This window comes from Arthrobacter sp. HLT1-20 (genome assembly GCF_054510895.1).
The window spans coordinates 49,944-69,117 of the sequence record NZ_JBTNDR010000015.1 but is presented as its reverse complement, the minus strand read 5'-3'; the positions used below and the strand labels follow the sequence as shown (position 1 = coordinate 69,117).

Here is a 19,174-nt window from a genome sequence, read left to right as displayed (position 1 = left end):
ATTCATATACGGCTCCATGACGAGCCCCCCGCGAAGAGGGCCGTTGACAAGGACGACGGCGTTTCGCTAGTCATCGCTCAGCTCACCTTCGGTACGGCGCCGGGTCAGTTCGCGTTTCCCCTGAGCGCCTTGGCCCGGCACCCGATCCTTCGGAAAATTATGCGCTGAACTCACCGTGGGTTTCACGCACAAACACCTATGCGTTGAACCCAGGGTGGGTTCTACGCATAAGTTCACGGGGCCAAGCCGGGCCCGGTTTTCACGCAGAACTGAACCATCTCCGCCGTCGAACGTCATGGGCGGAAACCCTTGCGCTTTGAAACCGAGCGCTGTACGGTATTCGCAGATGGCTCAATGACGAGCCCCCGTGAAGAGGACCATCGACATGGCTATAACGTCTCAAAACACCGCCACCCTGCACGGCCTGGCGGATCCCCCGCCGCTCGTCAAGGGCAGCATCAAACGGCTTTTGGGCTGGATCATTCCGGCGAACATCAGTATTTTCATCATTTGGGGCGCGGTTCCCGGCATTCTGCTGCCGCTGCAGATCGAGGGCGTCGACCCGGCCAACAAGATCGCCAACCTGGGCCTGGTCTCCACGATCAGCTCCTTTGCCGCCATGCTGGCCCAACCCATTGCGAGGCTCATCTCCGACCGCACCCGCTCGAGGTTCGGGCGGCGCGCCCAGCTGATGGTTGCCGGCACCCTGGTGGGCGGCCTGGCACTCATCGGCATGGCCATGGCCAACTCGCTTCTGCAGATCGGCATTGCCTGGGTCATGGTGCAGATCGCCTACAACTTCACGCAGGGGCCGCTGAGCGCCATCCTGCCGGACAAGGTGCCCCGCGCAGCCCGCGGCACGTTCTCCGCCCTTGCCGGCCTGGGCATGATGCTTGGTGCAATCGGCGGCCAGATCGTTGGCTCCATGTTCGCCGCAAACATCCCGTTCGGCTACATGTTCTTTGCCGGCCTGGCTGTAGTGGTGATCACGCTGTTCGTGGTCTTCAACCCCGACCACTCAAGCAAGACCATGGAGCGCGGGCCGTTCTCCGCCACGGTGTTCCTGAAGACCTTCTGGGTGAATCCGGTTGCCCACCCCGATTTCTTCTGGGCGTTCACCGGACGCCTGCTGCTCTACACCGGCTACTTCGCCGTCACGGGGTACCAGCTGTACATCCTGGCGGACTACATCGGCCTGGGCAAGGGCGCCGCGGCGACCATCCCGCTGTTCGGCTTGGCCGGCCTCGCCGGCATCCTCACCGCAACCCTCATCGCCGGCCCGTTGTCAGATAAGATCGGGCGCCGCAAAATCTTCGTCTTCATCTCCTCGGTGCTGGTTGGCTTGGCCATGATCATCCCCATGGTCATGCCCACGTTCACCGGCTGGCTGCTGTTCACTGTCATCTCGGGCTTGGGTTTCGGCGCGTTCCAGGCCGTGGATCAGGCGCTCATGAGTGAGGTGCTGCCCTCCGCCGACTCCTTTGCCAAGGATTTGGGCGTGGTGAACATTGCAGCGACCCTGCCGCAGACGCTCGCCCCGGGCGTGGCGAGTTTCGCGATCCTCACCTTTGGCGGCTACGTGGCACTGTTCCCGATCGGCATTGCGCTGTCCATCCTGGGCGCCTTCGCCGTCTGGTTCATCAAGGCGGTGCGCTGATGGCTTCCTCCACCCAGCACGGACGACACCGGACACCCACCGCCTGGCGGGCTCGGGCCCCGGGCCGGAAACAGCGCTCCTGCCCATGTTCTTCCAGCAGCTCGGCCAGGGGCCGGGTGCCCTGGTGGCCTCCACCATGGTTGCGCAGCTGACCAAGAACCTGGTGGACCGGCCCTGCTGGAGCGGGACCGCGGGAAGCCCCTGCGCCGGAATATCATCCCCAAAAAACTCATCTCTGACCACCACCGAAATTGGAGCATCATGACCACCCCTGAAGAAATCATTGCGACCCTCACCCTCGAGCAGAAGGCGGGCCTGACCAGTGGCGCCGACTTCTGGACCACCAAGGACGCCCCCGGGGTCCCCTCCATCATGCTCACCGACGGCCCGCACGGCGTTCGCAAGCAGGACGCAGCATCGGACCATTTGGGCCTGGCCGGCAGCGTTCCCGCCACGTGCTTCCCGCCGGCCGTGGCCCTGGGTTCCAGTTTCGACGCCGAACTCCTCACCCGTGTGGGCGTCGCCTTAGGCGAGGAAGCACGCGCCGAAGGTGTTGGCGTACTTCTTGGCCCGGGCGTCAACATCAAACGCTCCCCCCCTGTGCGGGCGCAACTTTGAGTACCTGTCCGAGGACCCGCTGCTCTCAGGGGTGCTGGGCGCGGCACTAGTCAACGGCCTGCAGTCCCAAGGGATTGGCGGCTCGCTGAAACACTTCGCCGCCAACAACCAGGAAACCGACCGCATGCGAGTCTCGGCCGACATTGACGAGCGCCCCCTGCGGGAGATTTACCTGCGCGGCTTCCAGCATGTAGTGCAGAACGCGCAGCCGTGGACCGTCATGTGCTCCTACAACCGGATCAACGGCGTCTATGCCTCCCAGGATCCCTGGCTGCTGACCTCCGTGCTGCGCAACGAATGGGGCTTCACGGGCCTGGTGGTCTCAGACTGGGGTGCTGTGGTGGACCGCGTTGCCTCCCTGCAGGCGGGCCTTGACCTGGAGATGCCCTCCAGCAGCGGCCGCACTGACGCTGAACTGGTGGCAGCCGTGAAAGCCGGCACTTTGGATGCTGCCGTGCTTCACACTGCCGCTGCGCGGGTGGCGGAGCTGGTGGCGAAGGCCGTTGCTGGCGCGGACGCAACCGCCACATACGACGTCGAGGCGCACAACACCCTGGCGCGGGAGGCTGCCGCGGCCAGTATTGTCCTCTTGAAGAACGACGGCGTGCTGCCGCTCGCCTTGGCTGCCAAGGTGGCCGTGATTGGCCATGTGGCCCAGAACCCCCGCTACCAAGGCGCCGGCAGCTCACAGATCAACCCCACCAAACTGGAAAACGCACTGGCTGAGATCCGTGCCCTGAGCAGCGCAGAGATTCCCTTCGCGCCCGGCTACGGCGAGGACGGCTCCAGCACTGCCCAGCAGGTGGGCGAAGCCGTGGCCGCCGCGCAGGCTGCCGAAACAGTGCTGCTGTTCCTGGGCGTTCCCGCCTCGCAGGAGTCCGAGGGCTTTGACCGTGCGGACCTTGAACTGCCCACAGACCAACTCGAGCTGCTCGATGCCGTGGTGGCGGCCAACCCGCGCACCGTAGTGATCCTGTCCAACGGCGGAGTAGTCCGCTTATCAGCCTTTGCCGACCGGGTCCCCGCCATTGTGGAGGGCTGGTTGCTGGGCCAAGCCGGCGGCGGGGCCATGGCCCAGGTGCTGTACGGAGTGGTCAATCCCTCCGGCCGCCTGGCCGAGACCATCCCGGTTCGGCTGGCGGACACGGCATCGTACGGGAACTTCCCGGGCGAGCACGGTCATGTCCGCTACGGCGAGGGCCTCCTAGTGGGCTACCGCTGGTACGACGCCCGCGAAATGGCCGTCACCTTCCCCTTTGGTCACGGGCTCTCCTACACAACGTTTGACTACTCGGAAGCGAGTGCCGTGGCCGACGACGCCGGCATCACAGTGACGCTGACGGTCACCAACTCCGGCGGTTTCGCTGGTGCCGAAGTGGTCCAGGTGTACACGGGCCTGGCGGAATCTGCGGTTTCCCGCGCGCCGCGCGAGCTCAAGGACTTCGCCAAAGTGCGCCTTGCCGCCGGTGCGAGCCAACAGATTCATTTGCGGGTCCGCCGTGAGGATCTGGCGTATTGGGATACCAGAGTTTCGGCGTGGACTGTTGAAAGCGGCAGCTACACGGTTGAGGTTGGCGCATCCAGCCGCGACATTCGCGCAACGTTGTCCGTTGCCGTTGCAGGAGAGCCGATCCGGGTGCCGCTGACTGTCGATTCCAGTATTGGCGAGGTACTGGCACACCCGGTGGCAGGCCCCATCATTACAGCCGCCATGGGCGGCGGCAGCAATGCCGGCATGATGTCCGATCCATCCGTGCTGAAGATGCTGGCCTCGGCACCCATTGGGCGCATGATGGGGTTCCCGGGATCGGGGGTTGAGCCGGAGCAGTTGGAGCAGCTGCTCGCCGCTGCGAACGCAGACAAGGACTGACGCAACACTTTCCCGTCCTGATGGGAGCCATGGCCGGCATGCTGCCCGACCGGCGGGGCCGTTCGGGTAGCATGTGGACGGTGAACACCAACACCGAAAACGAGGCCCCTTCCGTCCGGACCCTGGTGCGGTTCTCGGTCCCGGCAATCATTGTTGGTGTGGTTTGCGCCCTGTGCCTGTTTCTGGTGGACGAGGCCGCCCACGTGGTTCAGGAATTCTTGTGGTTGCAACTGCCCCATGCGGTGAATGTCTCCCCCGATTCGGGCTGGTGGATTTTTGCCGTTCTCAGCAGCATCGGCTGTGCCATTGGCCTGGCCGTCACTCTGGTCCCCGGCCACGGCGGCACCGACTCGGCAACAGTTGAACTCATTGGCCCACCCATGGGCATCGCCGCCGTGCCGGGGATGGCGCTTGTCACCATCCTGGGTCTGGCAGGCGGTGTGAGCCTGGGCCCGGAATCGGCAATCATTGCCATCAACACAGCCATCATGGTGGCTGTGATCAACAGGCTGTGGCCACAGATCGGCATCGAATTGGTGGTGATGGTGTCCGCAGCCGGAACCATTGGCGCACTGTTTGGCACCCCGGTGGCTGCGATCCTAGTGCTGACAGGGGTGGTTGCGGCAGCCAAAACCGGAGGCCTGTTGTGGGACAGGCTTTTTCTGCCCCTACTCTCGGCCAGCACGGCCTCCATGACCCTGGCTTTTCTTGGCGGAGAGCAGCTCCGGGCACCCGCCCTGCCACTCACCGACGCCCCGTTGCTACAGCTGCTGCCCGCCGCTGTGGCCGTGGCCTGCGTTGCAGCCTTGGTGGGCCTGCTGGGCTCGGCAGTGTTCCAACCGCTACACACTGCTTTCCGGACCTTGAAGAGGCCCCTGCTCTTCACAACACTAGGCGGCATGCTTCTCGGTGCATTGGGGGCACTGGGTGGGCCCCTGACGCTTTTCAAGGGCAGCACCCAAATGGTTGAGCTGGTGGAGCAGGCCGGGACATTCACGCCGTGGCAGCTCGCGGGCATCGTGGGCGTGAAGCTGGCGGCACTGTTGATTGCCGCTGCCGCCGGCTTCCGTGGCGGGCGCATCTTCCCTGCGGTGTTCATTGGGGTGGCCGTTGGACTGCTGTGCCACGCCCTAGTCCCAGGCATTCCGCTGGGCCTGGGCCTCGCCGCCGGGGTCCTGGGCATGGTCCTGGCCGTGTCACGGGATGGCTGGATTGCCATCTTCATCGCCGTGGTGGTTTCCGGCGACGTACGGATCCTGCCGGTGCTTTGCTTTGCCGTCCTGCCCGTGTGGTTGCTGGTGGCCAGGGCACCTGAAATGATTGCCCACGCACCCGGCGGGCGCTCCGCCAAGGTGTAGCCGCTATTGGTCCGGCTTGGCGGGCTCATCCGCCGTCGGGGTTCCGGCCGTCGGGGTTCCGGCTGATGGGGTTCCGGCGGGGTCGTGGTGGCCGAACGGATCGATGCGCTGGCGCTTCTCCGGCGGAAGCCCCCTGCGCAGCCTTGCCGTCAGGGCCCGCAAATTCAGCAGCGGCGAGTCCTGGTTGGGGACCTCCACCTCCAATCCATAGAAGTCACCAATGTGGTCCACGAAGGCCAGCCGCTTGGCTTTGTCGTAGGCGCGGGCCTCGCGGGAAAACGCCCGGTAGGTTGACCAACAAATCAGGATCAAGACGAAACTAAAGGGCAGGGCGATGATGATTGCCGCTGTCTTGAGTGCTTCCAGGCCGCCGGAGAGCAGCAGTGCACTGGCCAGCAGGGACGTGGCCAAGGTGAAGAAGATGCGGATCCAGTTCTTGGGTTCCACATCTCCACCGCTGGCGATCATGCCCATGACCAGGGCGCCTGAATCGGCGGAGGTCACGAAGAAGATGACAATCATGATGATCGCCCCAATGGTGAGCACCGAGCCCGCAGGAAGTTGTGCCAGCGTGGCAAACAGCGCGCCGGCAGTATCAACCGTTCCGTCAGGGCCCACCAGTCCGCCCTTGCCGGAGAGCTCGGAGTAGAGGGCTGTTCCACCCAACACACTGAACCACAGCAGGGTGACCAGGGTGGGCACCAGGATGACCCCTGCCACGAATTGGCGTACTGTGCGGCCCTTGGAGATCCGGGCAATGAAGATGCCCACAAACGGGGCCCAGGAGATCCACCAGCCCCAGTAGAACGTGGTCCAGGTGGACTGCCAGGCCTCACCCTCGGCACCGGAGAAGGCGCTGACGTTGAAGGCCATGCCCACAAAATCCTGCAGGTAGTTGCCGGTGGACTGTACAAAGGTGCGCAGCAGGAACTGGGTGGGGCCCACCACCAGCAGGAAGACCACCATGATGCCGGCCAGGATTAGGTTGGTGTTGGAGAGCCACTTCATGCCCTTGCCCACACCCGAAAGCACCGAGAACAGCACAAAGCAGGTGATCACCACAATAATGACCAGATCAATGAACATGGAGGATTCGATCAGCCCGGCGCTTTCCAGGCCAGCACTGATCTGCAACACACCAAGCCCCAGCGAGGTGGCCACGCCGAAGATGGTGCCCACCAGGGCGATGACGTCAATCAGGTTGCCGAGCCCGCCGCGCACCCTCTTCCCCAGCAGCGGCTCCAGCGTCCAACGGATCGATACGGGCCGGCCTCGCCGGTGGATGGCGTAGGCCAGGGCCAGGCCGATCACTACGTAGATGGACCAGGCGTGGACGCCCCAATGCAGGAAAGTCTGTGACAGGGCTTGTTGGGCCAGCTCGCCGGGTGTGCCCGTGGTGCCGGGCTTCGGTGAGGCAAAGTGGCTCAGCGGTTCGCTGACACCGTAGAACACCAGGCCGATGCCCATGCCTGCGGCGAAGAGCAGCGAGAACCAGGAGCCGAGCGAGAACTCGGGTTCGTCGTCGTCCTTGCCCAGCTTGATGTCGCCGAACTTGCCGAAGCCCAGCCACAAGCAAAAAATCACCAGGGCGGTGGCCAGCAGCACGTAATACCAGTTGAAGTACCCCACAATGGTGCCTTGGATCCCGGAAAACAGGGCCTCGGCGGTGTCGGGGGCAATCATGGCAAACGATGCGAACACAAGGACTATCAAGGCCGCTGGCCAGAATACCCAGCGATGGACCGGTGGTTTGGCTTTTGTCATTGACATTTCCTCAGCATAGGCGCTTAGTCGGCGGAAAAGCCGGGCATTGGGCAACTATGGAAGGAGCGATACACCACGTTCATGCACTTGCTGTGCCTGACGATGGACAAAAAGTGAGGTGCCCATCGCGCTATTGACGGCCCAGCTCCGTGGCATGAATCGCCGCCCAAGGGTCGCGAAGGACCCCTCTGGTCCAGGAAAATGTCTTGGACCAACCCGAAAATTACAGCGCAGCCCTGATCCCCGCCCCGATGGAAACCGTTTTGCTTCGCCGTGGCAACCGCCTGATGGCCCTGCCCACCACCAACACCCAGCCTAGTATTCCGGCGAGGCAGATCCGCTCTGCAAGACCCAGCACATCCGGGCGGAGGGAGGCGGCAAGAACCAGCGAGGCGAGCCCGACGGCGGCAATTGTCGCGAGTGCAAATGCGGGCCGATGGGCCCTTGCCAGCTCCGGGACGCAGCGGATCCAGCGGGTCAGCAGGAGGGTACCCGCCAGCGCGGCCAGGAATCCAGCGCTGGCAACGTAGAGATGGACTGCACCCACCGTCGTCGCCACAGCCAGGCCGGATCCGGCATCAATGTCGGTGGGAAAGAACGCCAGCGCAGCCGAGCACAGGCCACCGGCTGCCAAGAGGGCCACCCCCGTCCGCCGGGGCCCGGAGGTCGGACCGGTTCGGTTGATGGCGGCGATGACACACCCGGTGGTGACGGCCCGGCCAAGAAAATTCAAGTTCATGATCCACCCAAAAGGACCTACCGCCAGGTTGCTTTCGGCGTCGCTGATCACGCTGTAGTGCGGGGGCAGACATTGCAGCACCACATCAACGAGGACGTACACGCCCACACCAGCCATGGCTGCGGTGGCACACCGTTCTCGGGTTTTATCGTGGGTCTGCGGCGTCATGACTCCAAGTTTTCCACACCAGGGCGGGTCCCGGCGGCTTGTGGCCCGCCGGGACCGGCAACTCAGTGGGACGCCCTGCGCCGAATGAGCATCAGGCGCGCCGTGAGCGCCAGGGCTCCCAGCAGCAGGAACAGTGCCGCCACGGTGAGGCGCAGCCCGGCATCAGAGCCCGTGCTGGCCAGGCCATCCCCGTGACGTTCCGCGCTGGGTGTGGCTGTCGGTGACGGCCGTGCAGTCGTGCCCGCCGTCGGCGTTGCGCTCGGCGTCGCCGTGGCGGTTGCGCTCGGCGTCGCACTGGCAGAGGCACTGGGTGAGGCGCTCGGCGATTCGGTGACCAGCGGCATAACCGTGATGGCCAGCGTTGCCGCCGCCGTGGCGGTGAAGCCGTCGTCGTCGGTGCCTGTCACGCTCACTGGATAGCTGCCACTGAGGCCCTGGACCACGGTGGTGAGGTCGATCGTCAGGGATCCCGGCCGGTTGAGTGAGGGTTGCGCGGCTGTTTCAACATCAGCCGCGGTGAGCACTTGCCCGCTGGCGAGTGTCAGGGCGGCCGCCGGGTGGGCCAAGGTGACGGTCAGGACGGGCACAATCTTCACCACAATGCCCACCGGCTGTGACACCTGGCCGGTGGCAGGGTCGGTGGCCGTCAGCTGCACCGGGTAGCTTCCGGTCTTGGTGAAGTCCAGTGCACTGGTGTCCGCGCTGAGGGTTGCACCTTCGGTGCTCGAGGAGGCTCCCACCAGGGTCAGGAGGTCTCCCGGCGTGGGTGTTGAGCCAAGTTGCAGGGCGATGTTGCTCTTGGTGACGGACACCGTGGGTGCCGGCTTGGGCGGCACGGGTTTTCCGAGGCTGAAGGTTGACACCACTGCGCGGTGGTTGCTGGTCCAGCTGTTCCCGGGGATGTTCTTGGCGGAGGGCCAGCCGGCAACTAGCGTATTGGAGCCGAGCACCTTGAGCGAGTCACCGGCGAAGTGGATGTAGTCGATCCGGTCCTGGGGTTCCGGCGTGCCCGTGGACGGGTTGGTGGTCACGATCGGGGACCAGGTGTTGCCCGGCGCCTTGGCCGCATCCGGATTGGCCACTCGGAACGAGTCCTGCAGGCCCGCAGCCGCCAGTTGCGCCGGGACGGGCCAGGCAACGGGTCCCACCCCGCAGTGCGCAGCCGAGGTGGCCGCCGTCCAGTCGGCAGCGGACGGGGACTGGAGATCGGCCAGCACAACCACCGGAGTGGTGCCGGCCTGGGGAACGTCCTGGACCACTGCGGCGGCCAGGTGCTGCGCTTGGGCGAAACGGTCCGTGCCCTGCTCTGCGGCGACCAATGCATCCGGGTCGGTGATGCCGCCCTGACACGCCGATTCGGGCCCATAGCCGGCGTTGCTCAGCCCTGCACTCCAGACCTTCACATCCTGGCCGAGGACATGGGCGGTGGCCCCGACGGCCGGTACCTTGCCGGCCGCCAGTGCAGCTGCGCCGGCATCCAGGGGGTAGGCCGAGACGATGCCTGTGCCGCCGTCGCCTTCCACAGCATGCCAGCCGAGCGCCGCTGCCAACTGGGCCGCTCCGGTGCCGCCGTCCTGCTGGACACCGATCACGTCCAGGCCGTTCTTAGCAATCACGGCCAGGTTTTTGAAGGTGGAATCGTTCACGTGCGCCCCGGCATCCCACAGGTTCCAGGTGGCTGTGGCGAGCTGTGGTGCGTCCTGGGCGCCGATGACCTCAATCTGGACGGTGATCGCCGAGGTGGTGGCGCCGTCGGACGCCTGCACAGTGATGGTGGCAGGATCCTGCTGTGCCTGCGCCGGGGCGGTTCCTGTGACGGTTCCATCGGCGGCAACCCTGAGCCAGTCATCGCCGGCAACCTTGGTGTAAGAGGTGACAGCCTTGCCATTCCACAAGCCGGAAACGGTCTGTGAGACGGCCCCGCCTGCCCGCACCTGGGGTGCGCGGAAGAGGCTGCTCACAAAGCCCGGCTCCAGGGTGGAGCCATTGTTGGTGGTTCCCATGCCGGCTTTTGCCGCTGCGTACTGGTTTTGAATCTGGGCCGCACTGACGGGCGCGTTGTAGAAATCAAAGTTGTCAATGGTGGCGTTGACAAAGCCGTCCAGGGTGTCCGTGCCCGAGCCCTCGGCGCCCACGGTGAAGGGAAATCCGCTCTTGAGGTTGAACGTGCTGGTCAGCGTGGTGCTCTGCACGGTCTGCTGGCCATCAAGGTACGTGGTCATGGTTCCCGCCGTCCTGTCAGCCACCACTGCCACCTGATGCCACGCGCCGATCACCGAACTGGTACTGACGTTGGCCAGGTAGTTCTGTGAGGTGGAGGTGCCGTTCTGCCCAAAACAGGCACGCAGTATGCCCGGGCTTCCCGCGGTGTTGTACAGCGTGGTGCCCTTGTTGTAGCAGTGGGCGAAGTCCTGGTTGGACACGATGGGCGAGCCCGAGCTGGTTGCCGCCTCATTGAGCCAGAAGACGTATGAGAAGCTCGAGGAGGCATCGGTCTGACCGGCAATCAATGGCAGCTTGAAGAAGTTCACGCCCTTGTTGCTGCCGCTGGGCGAATTGACGTAGGCGCCGTTGCCGCTGACACCTGTTGCGTACCCCGCTGTCCCGGACCAGGTGCCCGAGTTGTTGTTACCCGAGCTGTCCTCGATGGCGGCGCCGGAGTCTGCGGTGAAATCGTAGGAGACGATGGGTGCCACGGTGTCCCCGGCGGTGCGGTAGCGATTCCAGACGGCGTACAGGGCAACCGTTGCCCCGGGGGACGTGGACAGGTCGCTGACAGTTTGCCCGTCCGTGTACTCCACGGCGCCGGCGACCCTGGTGGACCAGCCCATGAACTTGTACCCTGCGCGGGTGTAGCCGTTGCGGGTCAGTGCCACCTGCTGACCGGCGGTCAGGCCCTGCGGCGCGGTGGTGCCGCCGTCGGATCCGTTGCCGTTAAAGGTGACTGTGTAGTTGACGGTGGTCGGCTTGCTGGCCGTGTAGTCCGCGGCCACCTGGGCGGCCGGAATGGCTGCGTTGAAGAAGTTGAAGTTGTCAATGGAGGCGTTGCTGTAGCCGTCGGCGGTGTCGTTCTCGCTGCCGCTCAGGCCGCCCACGTTGAACGCCAGTCCGCTGTTGAACGCCGTCGACGCCGTGATGGATCCGGCGGGCGAGCTTCCCTTCTGGACGCCGTCAACATAGAAGACCGCCGTGTTGGCGGTGCGGTCCACCACCACGGCTACGTGATGCCAGGCGTTGAGGAGGTTGCCGGAGAATCCTTTCACGTACTGCTTGGTTCCGCCGGAGGTCTGGCCCCAGCAGGCGTCGAGCACACCCGGGGTGGTCTGGTTGTACAGGGTCAGCCCCTTGTTGTTGCAGGCTTTGAAGTCCTGGTTGCTCACCAGCGGGCCGTAGCTGGTCCGGCTGCTCTCCGACATCCAAAATTCGTAGGAAAAGCTTCCACCGGCGTCCGTCTGCCCGGCCACGAGCGGCAGCTTCACATAGTTGGCCCCGCCGCTGACGGACGCCGCCTGTCCGGTCACCCCTGCCACATAGGCCGGGGTGCCCTTCCAGAGTGCGTTGTTGCCGCTGCCGGAGGAGTCGGCCACTGTGGTTCCGGAATCGGCGTCGAACGTGTAGGACGCCACGGGCTTGAGGGCATCCGCCGGATCCCAAGCGGGGGCGGCAGATGCCGTGTAGCCCAGAGCCGCAACACTGGCAAAGGCGATCACCGCAGTGGTTCCAGCGGCTAGGAGGCGGCGCATGCGGGTGCGCGGGACGGTGGTTTTGCTGCGAGGCTTAGCGGCCATGGGCTTCTCTTTACTGGCGAGGTGGGTCAACAAAGGGGGCTGGTGCTTAGGCTGAAATCTGGGCCACACGGCCGGCATAGCGGTGCCGCCAGCCGGTGCCGGTTTCCGCCGTGAGGACCACGTCGTAGTACCCCTCGGAGGTGGGCCAATCGATGGATTGGCTGGCACCGGGGTGGACCCAGACGCTGCGCGTGCCACCCAGGTAGTCGTTGGCGTTGAGCATGTAGCGCACGGGCTGCAGTCCGTCGTTGCGCAAGGTGATCTTAACCATCGGTTCCTTGCCAGCGGTCCCGGCCACCAGCGCCACGTCGACGCGCGGAACGGCTGCGTTGTTCTGGCCGGCGGGGACAACGGTTCCGGCATGCGAGCGCACAAAGCCGTCGGGGCCGTAGACGCTGAAGGCATACTTGCCGTCAAACGCCGCCGCGTCCCACTCGTAGGTGGCTGGTGTTGCTGCCGAGACGGTGTGCGGGGTGTTGGCGAAGGTGGCGTACTTGTCCGGGAACGCCTGCAGGCTCACTGCCTTCCCGTCCGGGCCGCCCGCCAGGGAGAGCTTGGCCGCGACGGTGCCGGTTTCCCTGTCCTCGGCGAAGGTGCCGTGCGGGTGGAAAGACAGCGGGCGGTGGCGCAGCGTTCCGCCGTCCCATTTGTCAGCCTCGGGCACCTGGGTGCCGATGGTGCCGCCAGCCCGGGCAATCTGCACCAGGGCCTCCGTGTCCGGTAGCGACGGGGTGTCAAAGACCGGATTGGCAAAGTCCATGGAGCTGGTCAGGTCCCCACTGATGGCGCGGCGCCACGGCGTGATAGTGGTGCTGCGTGCCGGTGTGCCGATGGCTGTGGTCCAGGTTTCCAGGAACTGGATGATGGAGGTGTGGTCGAAGGTTTCGCCGCTGACCCAGCCGCCACGGGTCCAGGGTGAGACCAGGATGGCGGGCACGCGGGGGCCATAGCCCAGCGGTGTGCTTCCGGAGTACTCCCCCGGTGTGCCGGGCTCGGCGAAGGGCGGCAGCACGTGGTCAAAGTAGCCGTCGTTCTCATCGAAGGTCATGATGAGCAGGGTGTTCTTCCACAGCTCCGGGTTGCTCTGCAGCGTGCTGATGACACGGTTGCTGAAGTGTGCGCCGTGCTCCGGGTTCGCCGAGGGGTGTTCGGACCAGCTGTAGGGGGCCACAATCCAGGAGACCTGCGGCAGCGGGTGCTCGGCATCCGGCTTACAGGCGGCGATGAAGTCCTTCAGGACGGCGTTGAGGTTGGCGTCGCTGTCATTGTTGGGTGCGCCGCTTGCCTTGTAAGGGCTGGATCCCGCCCGCCAGATCAGGCCCGTGCCGGGGGCATTTTTCTCGGCACTGGCCCTGTTGGCGGCATCGGTTGCTGTACTGCCCGACGTCGTAAAGGCTGAGAAGCCGCGGATGGGATTGTCGGTGTAGTCACCCACCCAGCTGCTGCCGTTGTTGGAGTTGTCAACGTAGATGCGCCAGGAGACTCCGGCGTTCTGCAGCACCTCGGGGTAAGTCTCCCATGCACGGGTACCGTTGGATTCGCCGCCGTTGCCGGTAACCCCCTTGGAGGTTCCCGTCCAGTGGTAGAGGCGGTTGGGTGTGGTGGGGCCAATGACGGAACAGTGCCAGGCATCGCAAATGGTGTAGGCGCTGGCGAGCGACCACTGCCAGGGGATTTCCTCACCCGTGACGTACTGCATGGTGGCGGCACCCTTGGCCCCGATCCAGTTGCTGTACGTGCCGTTCGACCATGCCTTCAGTCCGCCGGAGTAGGTGTGGTCAAGGCCCGTGGTGGTGCCAGCCACTGTGGTGACCCGCTTGGGCTTCACAAAGGAGGAGCCGTTGGGCTGCGAGAACACGTCCTTGCCGTTTTGGAACGTCAGCGACTGCTTGTCGTTGAAACCGCGGACACCCGGCAGCGCGCCAAAGTAGTGGTCAAATGAGCGGTTCTCCTGAACAAACACCACCACGTGCTTGATGTCCGTGATGTCGCCCTTGAACCCCTCAGGGAGGGAGTACTGGGCCGGCCGTGCACCCTTGGCCTGCAGCGGCCCCGCCCACGCAGCACCCGCGGCGCCGCTCAGCGTCCCCACCCCACCGAGGAGCCCGAGCGCCTTGAGCATGCCGCGGCGGGAGAGCCCGGAGCGGAGGACCTCCGCAGGGATGCTCTCGGTGCGTTCGTAGGGGTCGGGGGTGAAGTCTTTGGGCTCGCTGGACATTGGCTTCCTTAGTTCGGGTGGGGGCTGGGCCTCAAGTAGAGAACCAGCCCCAAACGAACCGCAGGTGAACAAAAAGCGTCCAGCAGGGCCCTTCCGCCGTGTGGCGGAAAATCCGTGGGCCCACTGTGCGCACTGGGCCCACTTATGGTGCGCCCGCCCCTCACACCGCCGAGCGCGTACTCGCCCCCGCGTTGACGTCGAAGGCAATCACCCCGGCGCGGTAACGGTCCTCCCCCAGCTCAACAACCCGCCCATCGCCGGATGAGGTGAGCCGGCCGACCTGCAGCAGCGGGCTGGCGCGCCGCACAAGCAACAGCTCGGAGTCCTGCTTCGACGCGGCAGCCACCTCAATCCGGTGGTTCCCCACTGCTATCAGAATGCCTGCGTCAGCGAGAGCTGCCGTGGTGGAGACGGCGTCGTCCGGGAGACTGTTCATCAGCGGAGCCACCCAGGGCGCCCACGTGGAACGCTCCACCATGACCGGCGCACCGTCCAGGGTGCGCAACCGCGTGACGCGCAACAGCGGCTCGCCAAGCCCCACACCCAGCAGCTGGGCTTCGCTGGCGCTCGCAGGCAGAAAGTCGCGGGAGACCACTTTTCCGCCCGGCATCCGGCCGCCCGCCTGCGCCCACTGTGCGAATGACTGCATTGAATCGAAGCCCTGAGTCTGGTGGCTCGCCTGAACGAACCAACCGCCGCGCGGACTCGAGCGAACCTGAGCCTGGCGCGCAAGCTGGGCCATCGCCCGGCGCACCAGGCTGCGAGTGACACCATACTCCGCCGCGAGCGCTGCTTCGCTGGGCAAGCGGGCACCCACGGCGAACTCCCCCGCCTCGATGCGCTGTCGCAGTTTGCCTGCGATCGCGGCGTACCCAGTAGTCACTGGTTGCGGTTCCAGCCAGGCCGGCCAGTGGCGGGAGCATCCGTGTGCCGGCCACTGCTCATATTCTTCATGGCTCCATCTTCTCAAACAACGCCCTCTGCACGGGTGCGGCCACCTGGCCAGGCAGCCACCCGCTTTCAGCAGTCTCCGGTGTGGCGCGGATTTTCGAAGGCAAGCAATCGCTAGCCAACAGGCGGCTAGACCTATGGGATTCATGACCTTCCTGGCAGTCATCGGACTGGTCATGGCAGCGGCACTCATCGGTTTTGTGCTGGGAGGGTTTCACGAGACAGAGACAGGAAAGAAGCCTGACACCACAGAGGCCGGAGTGACCTTCACCCTTCTGTTTGACGCTGTCTGCTGCGCTTTCATCTTGGTGGATCCGGCCATCATCGGCCCGCTCTGGCTCCGCTGTGTATCGCTCGCAGCGGTGCCTGTTGCAGCACGATATGGAGCTCGCAGGCTTCTGGCCCGCAAACTCAGCCGGTCCGGAGCGTAGCCCCCGGAATCAGTTCAGGGCAAGGGAGTTTGCTTAGCCCTGGGCTTGCACGAGGGTGTCGGATCCAGGGGATGGATAGGCAAAGAGAGGTGCTTCCTTGTTGAAAAACAGTGCCGTCGACGCACTCTTTTCCAGCGGTAAAAGGGAACACCTTTCCGGTGTTATCCGCCGCCAATGAATATGTGACACCACAAACTCTTGACGTGACACCACTGTGGTGTCATGCTGGTGTCATGGAACTTGGACATTACGTAAACGAGCTGCAGCGCCAATTGCTGGACGCCGCAGACCACGGCTCGGCGGAAACCCGTGCCGCCGCCGAACGCCTGGCCGCAGGCCTTGATGCCGCAACCCGGCTGGTGCTGCTCGATGCCCTCTCGGCAGCCGTTGGCGAAATAACCCGCGACATGGCCCCCGGCTCGGTTGACTTGCGGCTGCGCGGGCGCGACGTCGAATTCGTCGTGTCCGCGCCCAGCGCCGAATCGGAGGACGACGAAACAGCCGCCGCGCCCGTCGACCTCGAGGACGCCAGCACCTCCCGCACCACCCTGCGCCTGCCCGACGCCCTCAAGGTGCGGGTGGACGAGGCCGCCGCGGCCGACGGCACCTCGGTGAACACCTGGCTGGTCCGCGCTATTGCGGCAGCCTTGCAACCCAAACAGCGGCGCATCACGCAGAAGACCCTGCGCACAGGCGACAACTTCGCCGGCTGGGCACGCTAGCCAACCGGCCCACACAAGAAACCACACAGCAGCCACGCGAACCCGCGGGGCCGGCCAAACACACCCAAAAATCGCAGGAGGATCCGCCATGCCCACGTACAACACCCCCACACCCATAGACCTCGCCATCAACGTCCAGGTTGGCTTGCTAGAGGTCTTCGCCAGCGACCGCACGGACACAGTGGTGACCGTGACAGCCACCAACCCGTCGAAGAATGTTGACCGGCGGGGCGCCGAGGACACCAAGGTGGACTTCGATGGCCAGCGGATCACCATCACCGGCCCGCGGCCGCGCCTGAGCTGGATCGGCCCGGGCCCCTTTGACTCGGTGGATGTGAAAGTCGAACTCCCAACAGGCTCCCGGCTCACCGCAGAACTCGCCGTGGGCACGGTGCGGACCTCGGGCCGCCTGGGCGCCACCCGGATCAAGGCGTCAACGGGTTCGGTGGAAGTCGACACCACTGCCGACCTCTGGTTGCGGGCCGGCCACGGGACGGCACGGGTGGGCGCCGTCGAGGGAGGCGCGGAGATCACGGCGGACCACGGCCAGATACGGATCGGCGCCGTCTCCGGGGACGCCATCCTCAAGGCCTCCCATGGCTCCATCTTCGTTGGCGAGTCCGGCGGCGGTCTGGACGCAAAACTCTCCTACGGCGACCTGGAAATCACCAGGGCACGCGGCTCGGTCGCCGCCAAGACCGCCTACGGCACCATCTCGCTGGGGGAAGTCTCGGCCGGCTCCATCGAGGTGGAGAGCGGCTACGGGCAGGTCAGCATCGGCGTCCTGGCTGGCATCCCCGCCTGGCTGGACCTGTCCGCCAAGGAGGGACACGTGCGCAACCAGCTCGACGGCGAGAACGCACCGGCCGCCGCCGAACAAAGCGTGGCGGTACGTGCGCGCACCCAGTACGGCGACATCACCATCCAACGCGCCCCCTAGCGGTGGGCACGGAGCGCAAGAAGGAGAAATGACATGAACACTCCAGCGATCGACGTCCGCGGACTGCGGAAATCCTACGGCACGAAGGTGGTGCTTGACGACGTCGACCTCACAGTCAACGCAGGTACAGTCACCGCCCTGCTGGGTCCCAACGGAGCCGGCAAAACCACCACCGTGCACATTCTTTCCACCCTTGTCCGGCCCGACGGCGGCACCGCCACGGTGGCCGGCGCCGACGTGGTGCGCAATCCCGACGCCGTGCGGGCCCAGATCGGCCTCACAGGCCAGTTCTCCGCCGTCGACAACCTGCTCACCGGCGAGGAAAACCTTCTGCTGATGGCCAGGCTGCGCCACTTGGGCGCCAAGCATTCCAAGACTCGGGTGACCGAGCTCCTGGAACAGTTTGACCTGGTCGAAGCAGCGCGCAAGCCGCTAGCCAGCTATTCGGGCGGGATGCGGCGGCGCCTGGATTTGGCCATGACCCTCGTGGCAACCCCGCGGGTGATCTTCCTCGACGAACCCACCACCGGTCTGGACCCGCGCAGCCGCCACACCATGTGGGACATTGTGCGCAGCCTGGTCGCCGAAGGCACCACCGTCCTGCTCACCACCCAGTATCTGGACGAGGCCGACGAGCTTGCGGACCGCATTGCGGTGCTCGACGGCGGCAGGATCGTGGCGGACGGCACACCGGATGAACTCAAGCGCCTCGTGCCCGGTGGCCATATCAAGCTCCGCTTCGCCGATTCCACGGCCCTCCACTTCGCGGCAAACCTGCTCAGGGGGTCCGCCCCTGACGAAGCCGCCCTGGCGCTCACGGTGCCCAGCGACGGCGGCGTCCACGCACTGCGCACGGTATTGGACAGTCTTGATGCGGCCAACCTTGAGGTCGCGGACCTCAGCATCCACACCCCGGATCTCGATGACGTGTTCTTTGCACTCACCGGCCGGGTCGAGTCGAAGGAAGTACCGTCATGACCACCATCAACGCCGCGCGTCCACACGCTGCGGGCAAGTCCCATGTCGTCACCGATTCAGTCACCATGCTGCGGCGCAACCTGCTGCACATGATCCGCTACCCCGGCCTGTCAGTGTTCACCATCATGGGGCCAGTGGTCATCCTGCTCCTGTTTGTGTTTGTGTTTGGCGGCACCCTCGGCGCCGGCCTGCCCGGCGTTGACCCGGCCGGCGGGCGTGCCGCCTACCTGGCATACGTCATGCCGGGCATCCTGGCCATCACCATTGCCGGCGGGGCTGGCGGCACGGCAACCACAGTGTCCATGGACATGACCGAGGGCATCACGGCACGGTTCCGCACCATGGCCATCTCGCGGTCCTCGGTGCTCGCCGGCCACGTTCTGGGAAACACCATCCAAACACTGATCGCCGTGGCACTGGTACTGGGCGTGGGCCTGGCCATCGGTTTCCGGCCCAACGCCGGAGCCTCCGAATGGCTGGCCACCGCCGGCCTGATGGTGCTCATCGCCTACGCGATCAGCTGGCTCGCCGTCGCCATGGGCATCCAGGCGAAGTCTGTGGAGACGGCCAGCAACCTGCCATTGCTGCTGGTCATCTTGCCCATGCTGGGCAGCGGCTTTGTGCCGACTGACTCCATGCCGGGGTGGATGCAGGGCTTCGCTGACTACCAGCCGTTCACACCCGTCATTGAGACTCTTCGCGGGCTGCTGCTGGGCACCCCGATCGGGTGGAACGCCGCACTGGCGCTGGGCTGGTGCGTGGCAATTGCCGTTGCCGGCTACCTCTGGTCCATGGCCATCTACGAGCGGAAATCGGTGCGCTAACCCAGCGGTGACTATGCAGATAATGCCCTCTCAATGGCTTGAGAGGGCATTATCTGCATAGTCACGAAACAAAAGCAGCCGGAACGGGTGGCGCGAATACATCACTGACACCCATTCTGTTGCGCTGCGCACCGGCGTACCCTGATAT

Annotated in this window: 14 protein-coding genes; 9 read left to right on the top strand and 5 right to left on the bottom strand. The window is 65.1% G+C overall.

Translation table 11 applies throughout. From position 1 onward, the window contains the following. The first annotated feature begins 385 nt into the window (after positions 1-385). From ACX80Q_RS10140 to ACX80Q_RS10125, 4 genes are all read left to right on the top strand, one after another. A complete protein-coding gene (locus tag ACX80Q_RS10140; protein WP_459330409.1) occupies positions 386-1,657 on the top strand; it encodes an MFS transporter in 1,272 nt (423 codons plus the stop codon). A 261-nt stretch (positions 1,658-1,918) separates the two neighbouring features. Further along, positions 1,919-2,275 carry a hypothetical protein gene (locus ACX80Q_RS10135; RefSeq protein WP_459330408.1) on the top strand — a complete coding sequence of 119 codons (357 nt, stop codon included), beginning with the start codon at positions 1,919-1,921 and terminating at the stop codon, positions 2,273-2,275. After that, positions 2,208-4,145 (top strand): glycoside hydrolase family 3 C-terminal domain-containing protein, encoded by a 1,938-nt coding sequence (locus tag ACX80Q_RS10130; RefSeq protein WP_459330407.1) that lies wholly within the window; start codon positions 2,208-2,210, stop codon positions 4,143-4,145. The genes ACX80Q_RS10135 and ACX80Q_RS10130 overlap by 68 nt, the downstream gene beginning before the upstream one ends. A gap of 80 nt (positions 4,146-4,225) precedes the next feature. After that, the gene (locus tag ACX80Q_RS10125) at positions 4,226-5,503 is read left to right on the top strand and encodes an ion channel protein (protein WP_459330406.1); all 1,278 of its coding nucleotides are present in this window, start codon (positions 4,226-4,228) and stop codon (positions 5,501-5,503) included. 3 nt (positions 5,504-5,506) lie between these two features. Here the strand turns inward: ACX80Q_RS10125 and ACX80Q_RS10120 are convergent, their stop codons facing one another. The 5 genes from ACX80Q_RS10120 to ACX80Q_RS10100 form a co-directional block, all read right to left on the bottom strand. Continuing rightward, complete coding sequence (locus ACX80Q_RS10120; RefSeq protein ID WP_459330405.1) at positions 5,507-7,273, bottom strand: BCCT family transporter; 1,767 nt, start codon at positions 7,271-7,273, stop codon at positions 5,507-5,509. 217 nt (positions 7,274-7,490) lie between these two features. Further along, positions 7,491-8,174 carry a DUF998 domain-containing protein gene (locus ACX80Q_RS10115; protein ID WP_459330404.1) on the bottom strand — a complete coding sequence of 228 codons (684 nt, stop codon included), beginning with the start codon at positions 8,172-8,174 and terminating at the stop codon, positions 7,491-7,493. A 62-nt stretch (positions 8,175-8,236) separates the two neighbouring features. After that, complete coding sequence (locus tag ACX80Q_RS10110; protein ID WP_459330403.1) at positions 8,237-11,962, bottom strand: LamG-like jellyroll fold domain-containing protein; 3,726 nt, start codon at positions 11,960-11,962, stop codon at positions 8,237-8,239. A gap of 46 nt (positions 11,963-12,008) precedes the next feature. Next, positions 12,009-14,180 (bottom strand): alkaline phosphatase family protein, encoded by a 2,172-nt coding sequence (locus tag ACX80Q_RS10105; RefSeq protein ID WP_459330402.1) that lies wholly within the window; start codon positions 14,178-14,180, stop codon positions 12,009-12,011. A 160-nt stretch (positions 14,181-14,340) separates the two neighbouring features. Then, on the bottom strand, positions 14,341-15,063 hold the full coding sequence (locus ACX80Q_RS10100) for a GntR family transcriptional regulator (protein WP_459330401.1): 723 nt from the start codon (positions 15,061-15,063) through the stop codon (positions 14,341-14,343). A 205-nt stretch (positions 15,064-15,268) separates the two neighbouring features. Between ACX80Q_RS10100 and ACX80Q_RS10095 the strand changes: the two genes are divergently transcribed. The 5 genes from ACX80Q_RS10095 (at position 15,269) to ACX80Q_RS10075 (ending at position 19,026) form a co-directional block, all read left to right on the top strand. Continuing rightward, positions 15,269-15,562, top strand: coding sequence for a hypothetical protein (locus ACX80Q_RS10095; protein WP_459330400.1), 294 nt, complete (start codon positions 15,269-15,271; stop codon positions 15,560-15,562). A gap of 233 nt (positions 15,563-15,795) precedes the next feature. Next, positions 15,796-16,284 carry a histidine kinase gene (locus ACX80Q_RS10090; protein ID WP_459330399.1) on the top strand — a complete coding sequence of 163 codons (489 nt, stop codon included), beginning with the start codon at positions 15,796-15,798 and terminating at the stop codon, positions 16,282-16,284. 88 nt (positions 16,285-16,372) lie between these two features. Further along, positions 16,373-17,224: a DUF4097 family beta strand repeat-containing protein gene (locus ACX80Q_RS10085; protein WP_459330398.1), complete on the top strand. Its 852-nt coding sequence runs from the start codon at positions 16,373-16,375 to the stop codon at positions 17,222-17,224. A gap of 33 nt (positions 17,225-17,257) precedes the next feature. Continuing rightward, positions 17,258-18,202 carry an ATP-binding cassette domain-containing protein gene (locus ACX80Q_RS10080; protein ID WP_459330397.1) on the top strand — a complete coding sequence of 315 codons (945 nt, stop codon included), beginning with the start codon at positions 17,258-17,260 and terminating at the stop codon, positions 18,200-18,202. Then, complete coding sequence (locus ACX80Q_RS10075) at positions 18,199-19,026, top strand: ABC transporter permease (protein WP_459330396.1); 828 nt, start codon at positions 18,199-18,201, stop codon at positions 19,024-19,026. The genes ACX80Q_RS10080 and ACX80Q_RS10075 overlap by 4 nt, the downstream gene beginning before the upstream one ends. Positions 19,027-19,174: the final 148 nt, after the last annotated feature.

Bases quoted from the DNA above. Each gene is read 5' to 3' on its own strand.
- ACX80Q_RS10140 (WP_459330409.1), top strand. From the start codon at position 386: ATGGCTATAACGTCTCAAAACACCGCCACCCTGCACGGCCTGGCGGAT.
- ACX80Q_RS10135 (WP_459330408.1), top strand. From the start codon at position 1,919: ATGACCACCCCTGAAGAAATCATTGCGACCCTCACCCTCGAGCAGAAG.
- ACX80Q_RS10120 (WP_459330405.1), bottom strand. From the start codon at position 7,273: ATGTCAATGACAAAAGCCAAACCACCGGTCCATCGCTGGGTATTCTGG.
- ACX80Q_RS10115 (WP_459330404.1), bottom strand. From the start codon at position 8,174: ATGACGCCGCAGACCCACGATAAAACCCGAGAACGGTGTGCCACCGCA.
- ACX80Q_RS10110 (WP_459330403.1), bottom strand. From the start codon at position 11,962: ATGGCCGCTAAGCCTCGCAGCAAAACCACCGTCCCGCGCACCCGCATG.
- ACX80Q_RS10105 (WP_459330402.1), bottom strand. From the start codon at position 14,180: ATGTCCAGCGAGCCCAAAGACTTCACCCCCGACCCCTACGAACGCACC.
- ACX80Q_RS10095 (WP_459330400.1), top strand. From the start codon at position 15,269: ATGGGATTCATGACCTTCCTGGCAGTCATCGGACTGGTCATGGCAGCG.
- ACX80Q_RS10090 (WP_459330399.1), top strand. From the start codon at position 15,796: ATGGAACTTGGACATTACGTAAACGAGCTGCAGCGCCAATTGCTGGAC.
- ACX80Q_RS10085 (WP_459330398.1), top strand. From the start codon at position 16,373: ATGCCCACGTACAACACCCCCACACCCATAGACCTCGCCATCAACGTC.
- ACX80Q_RS10080 (WP_459330397.1), top strand. From the start codon at position 17,258: ATGAACACTCCAGCGATCGACGTCCGCGGACTGCGGAAATCCTACGGC.
- ACX80Q_RS10075 (WP_459330396.1), top strand. From the start codon at position 18,199: ATGACCACCATCAACGCCGCGCGTCCACACGCTGCGGGCAAGTCCCAT.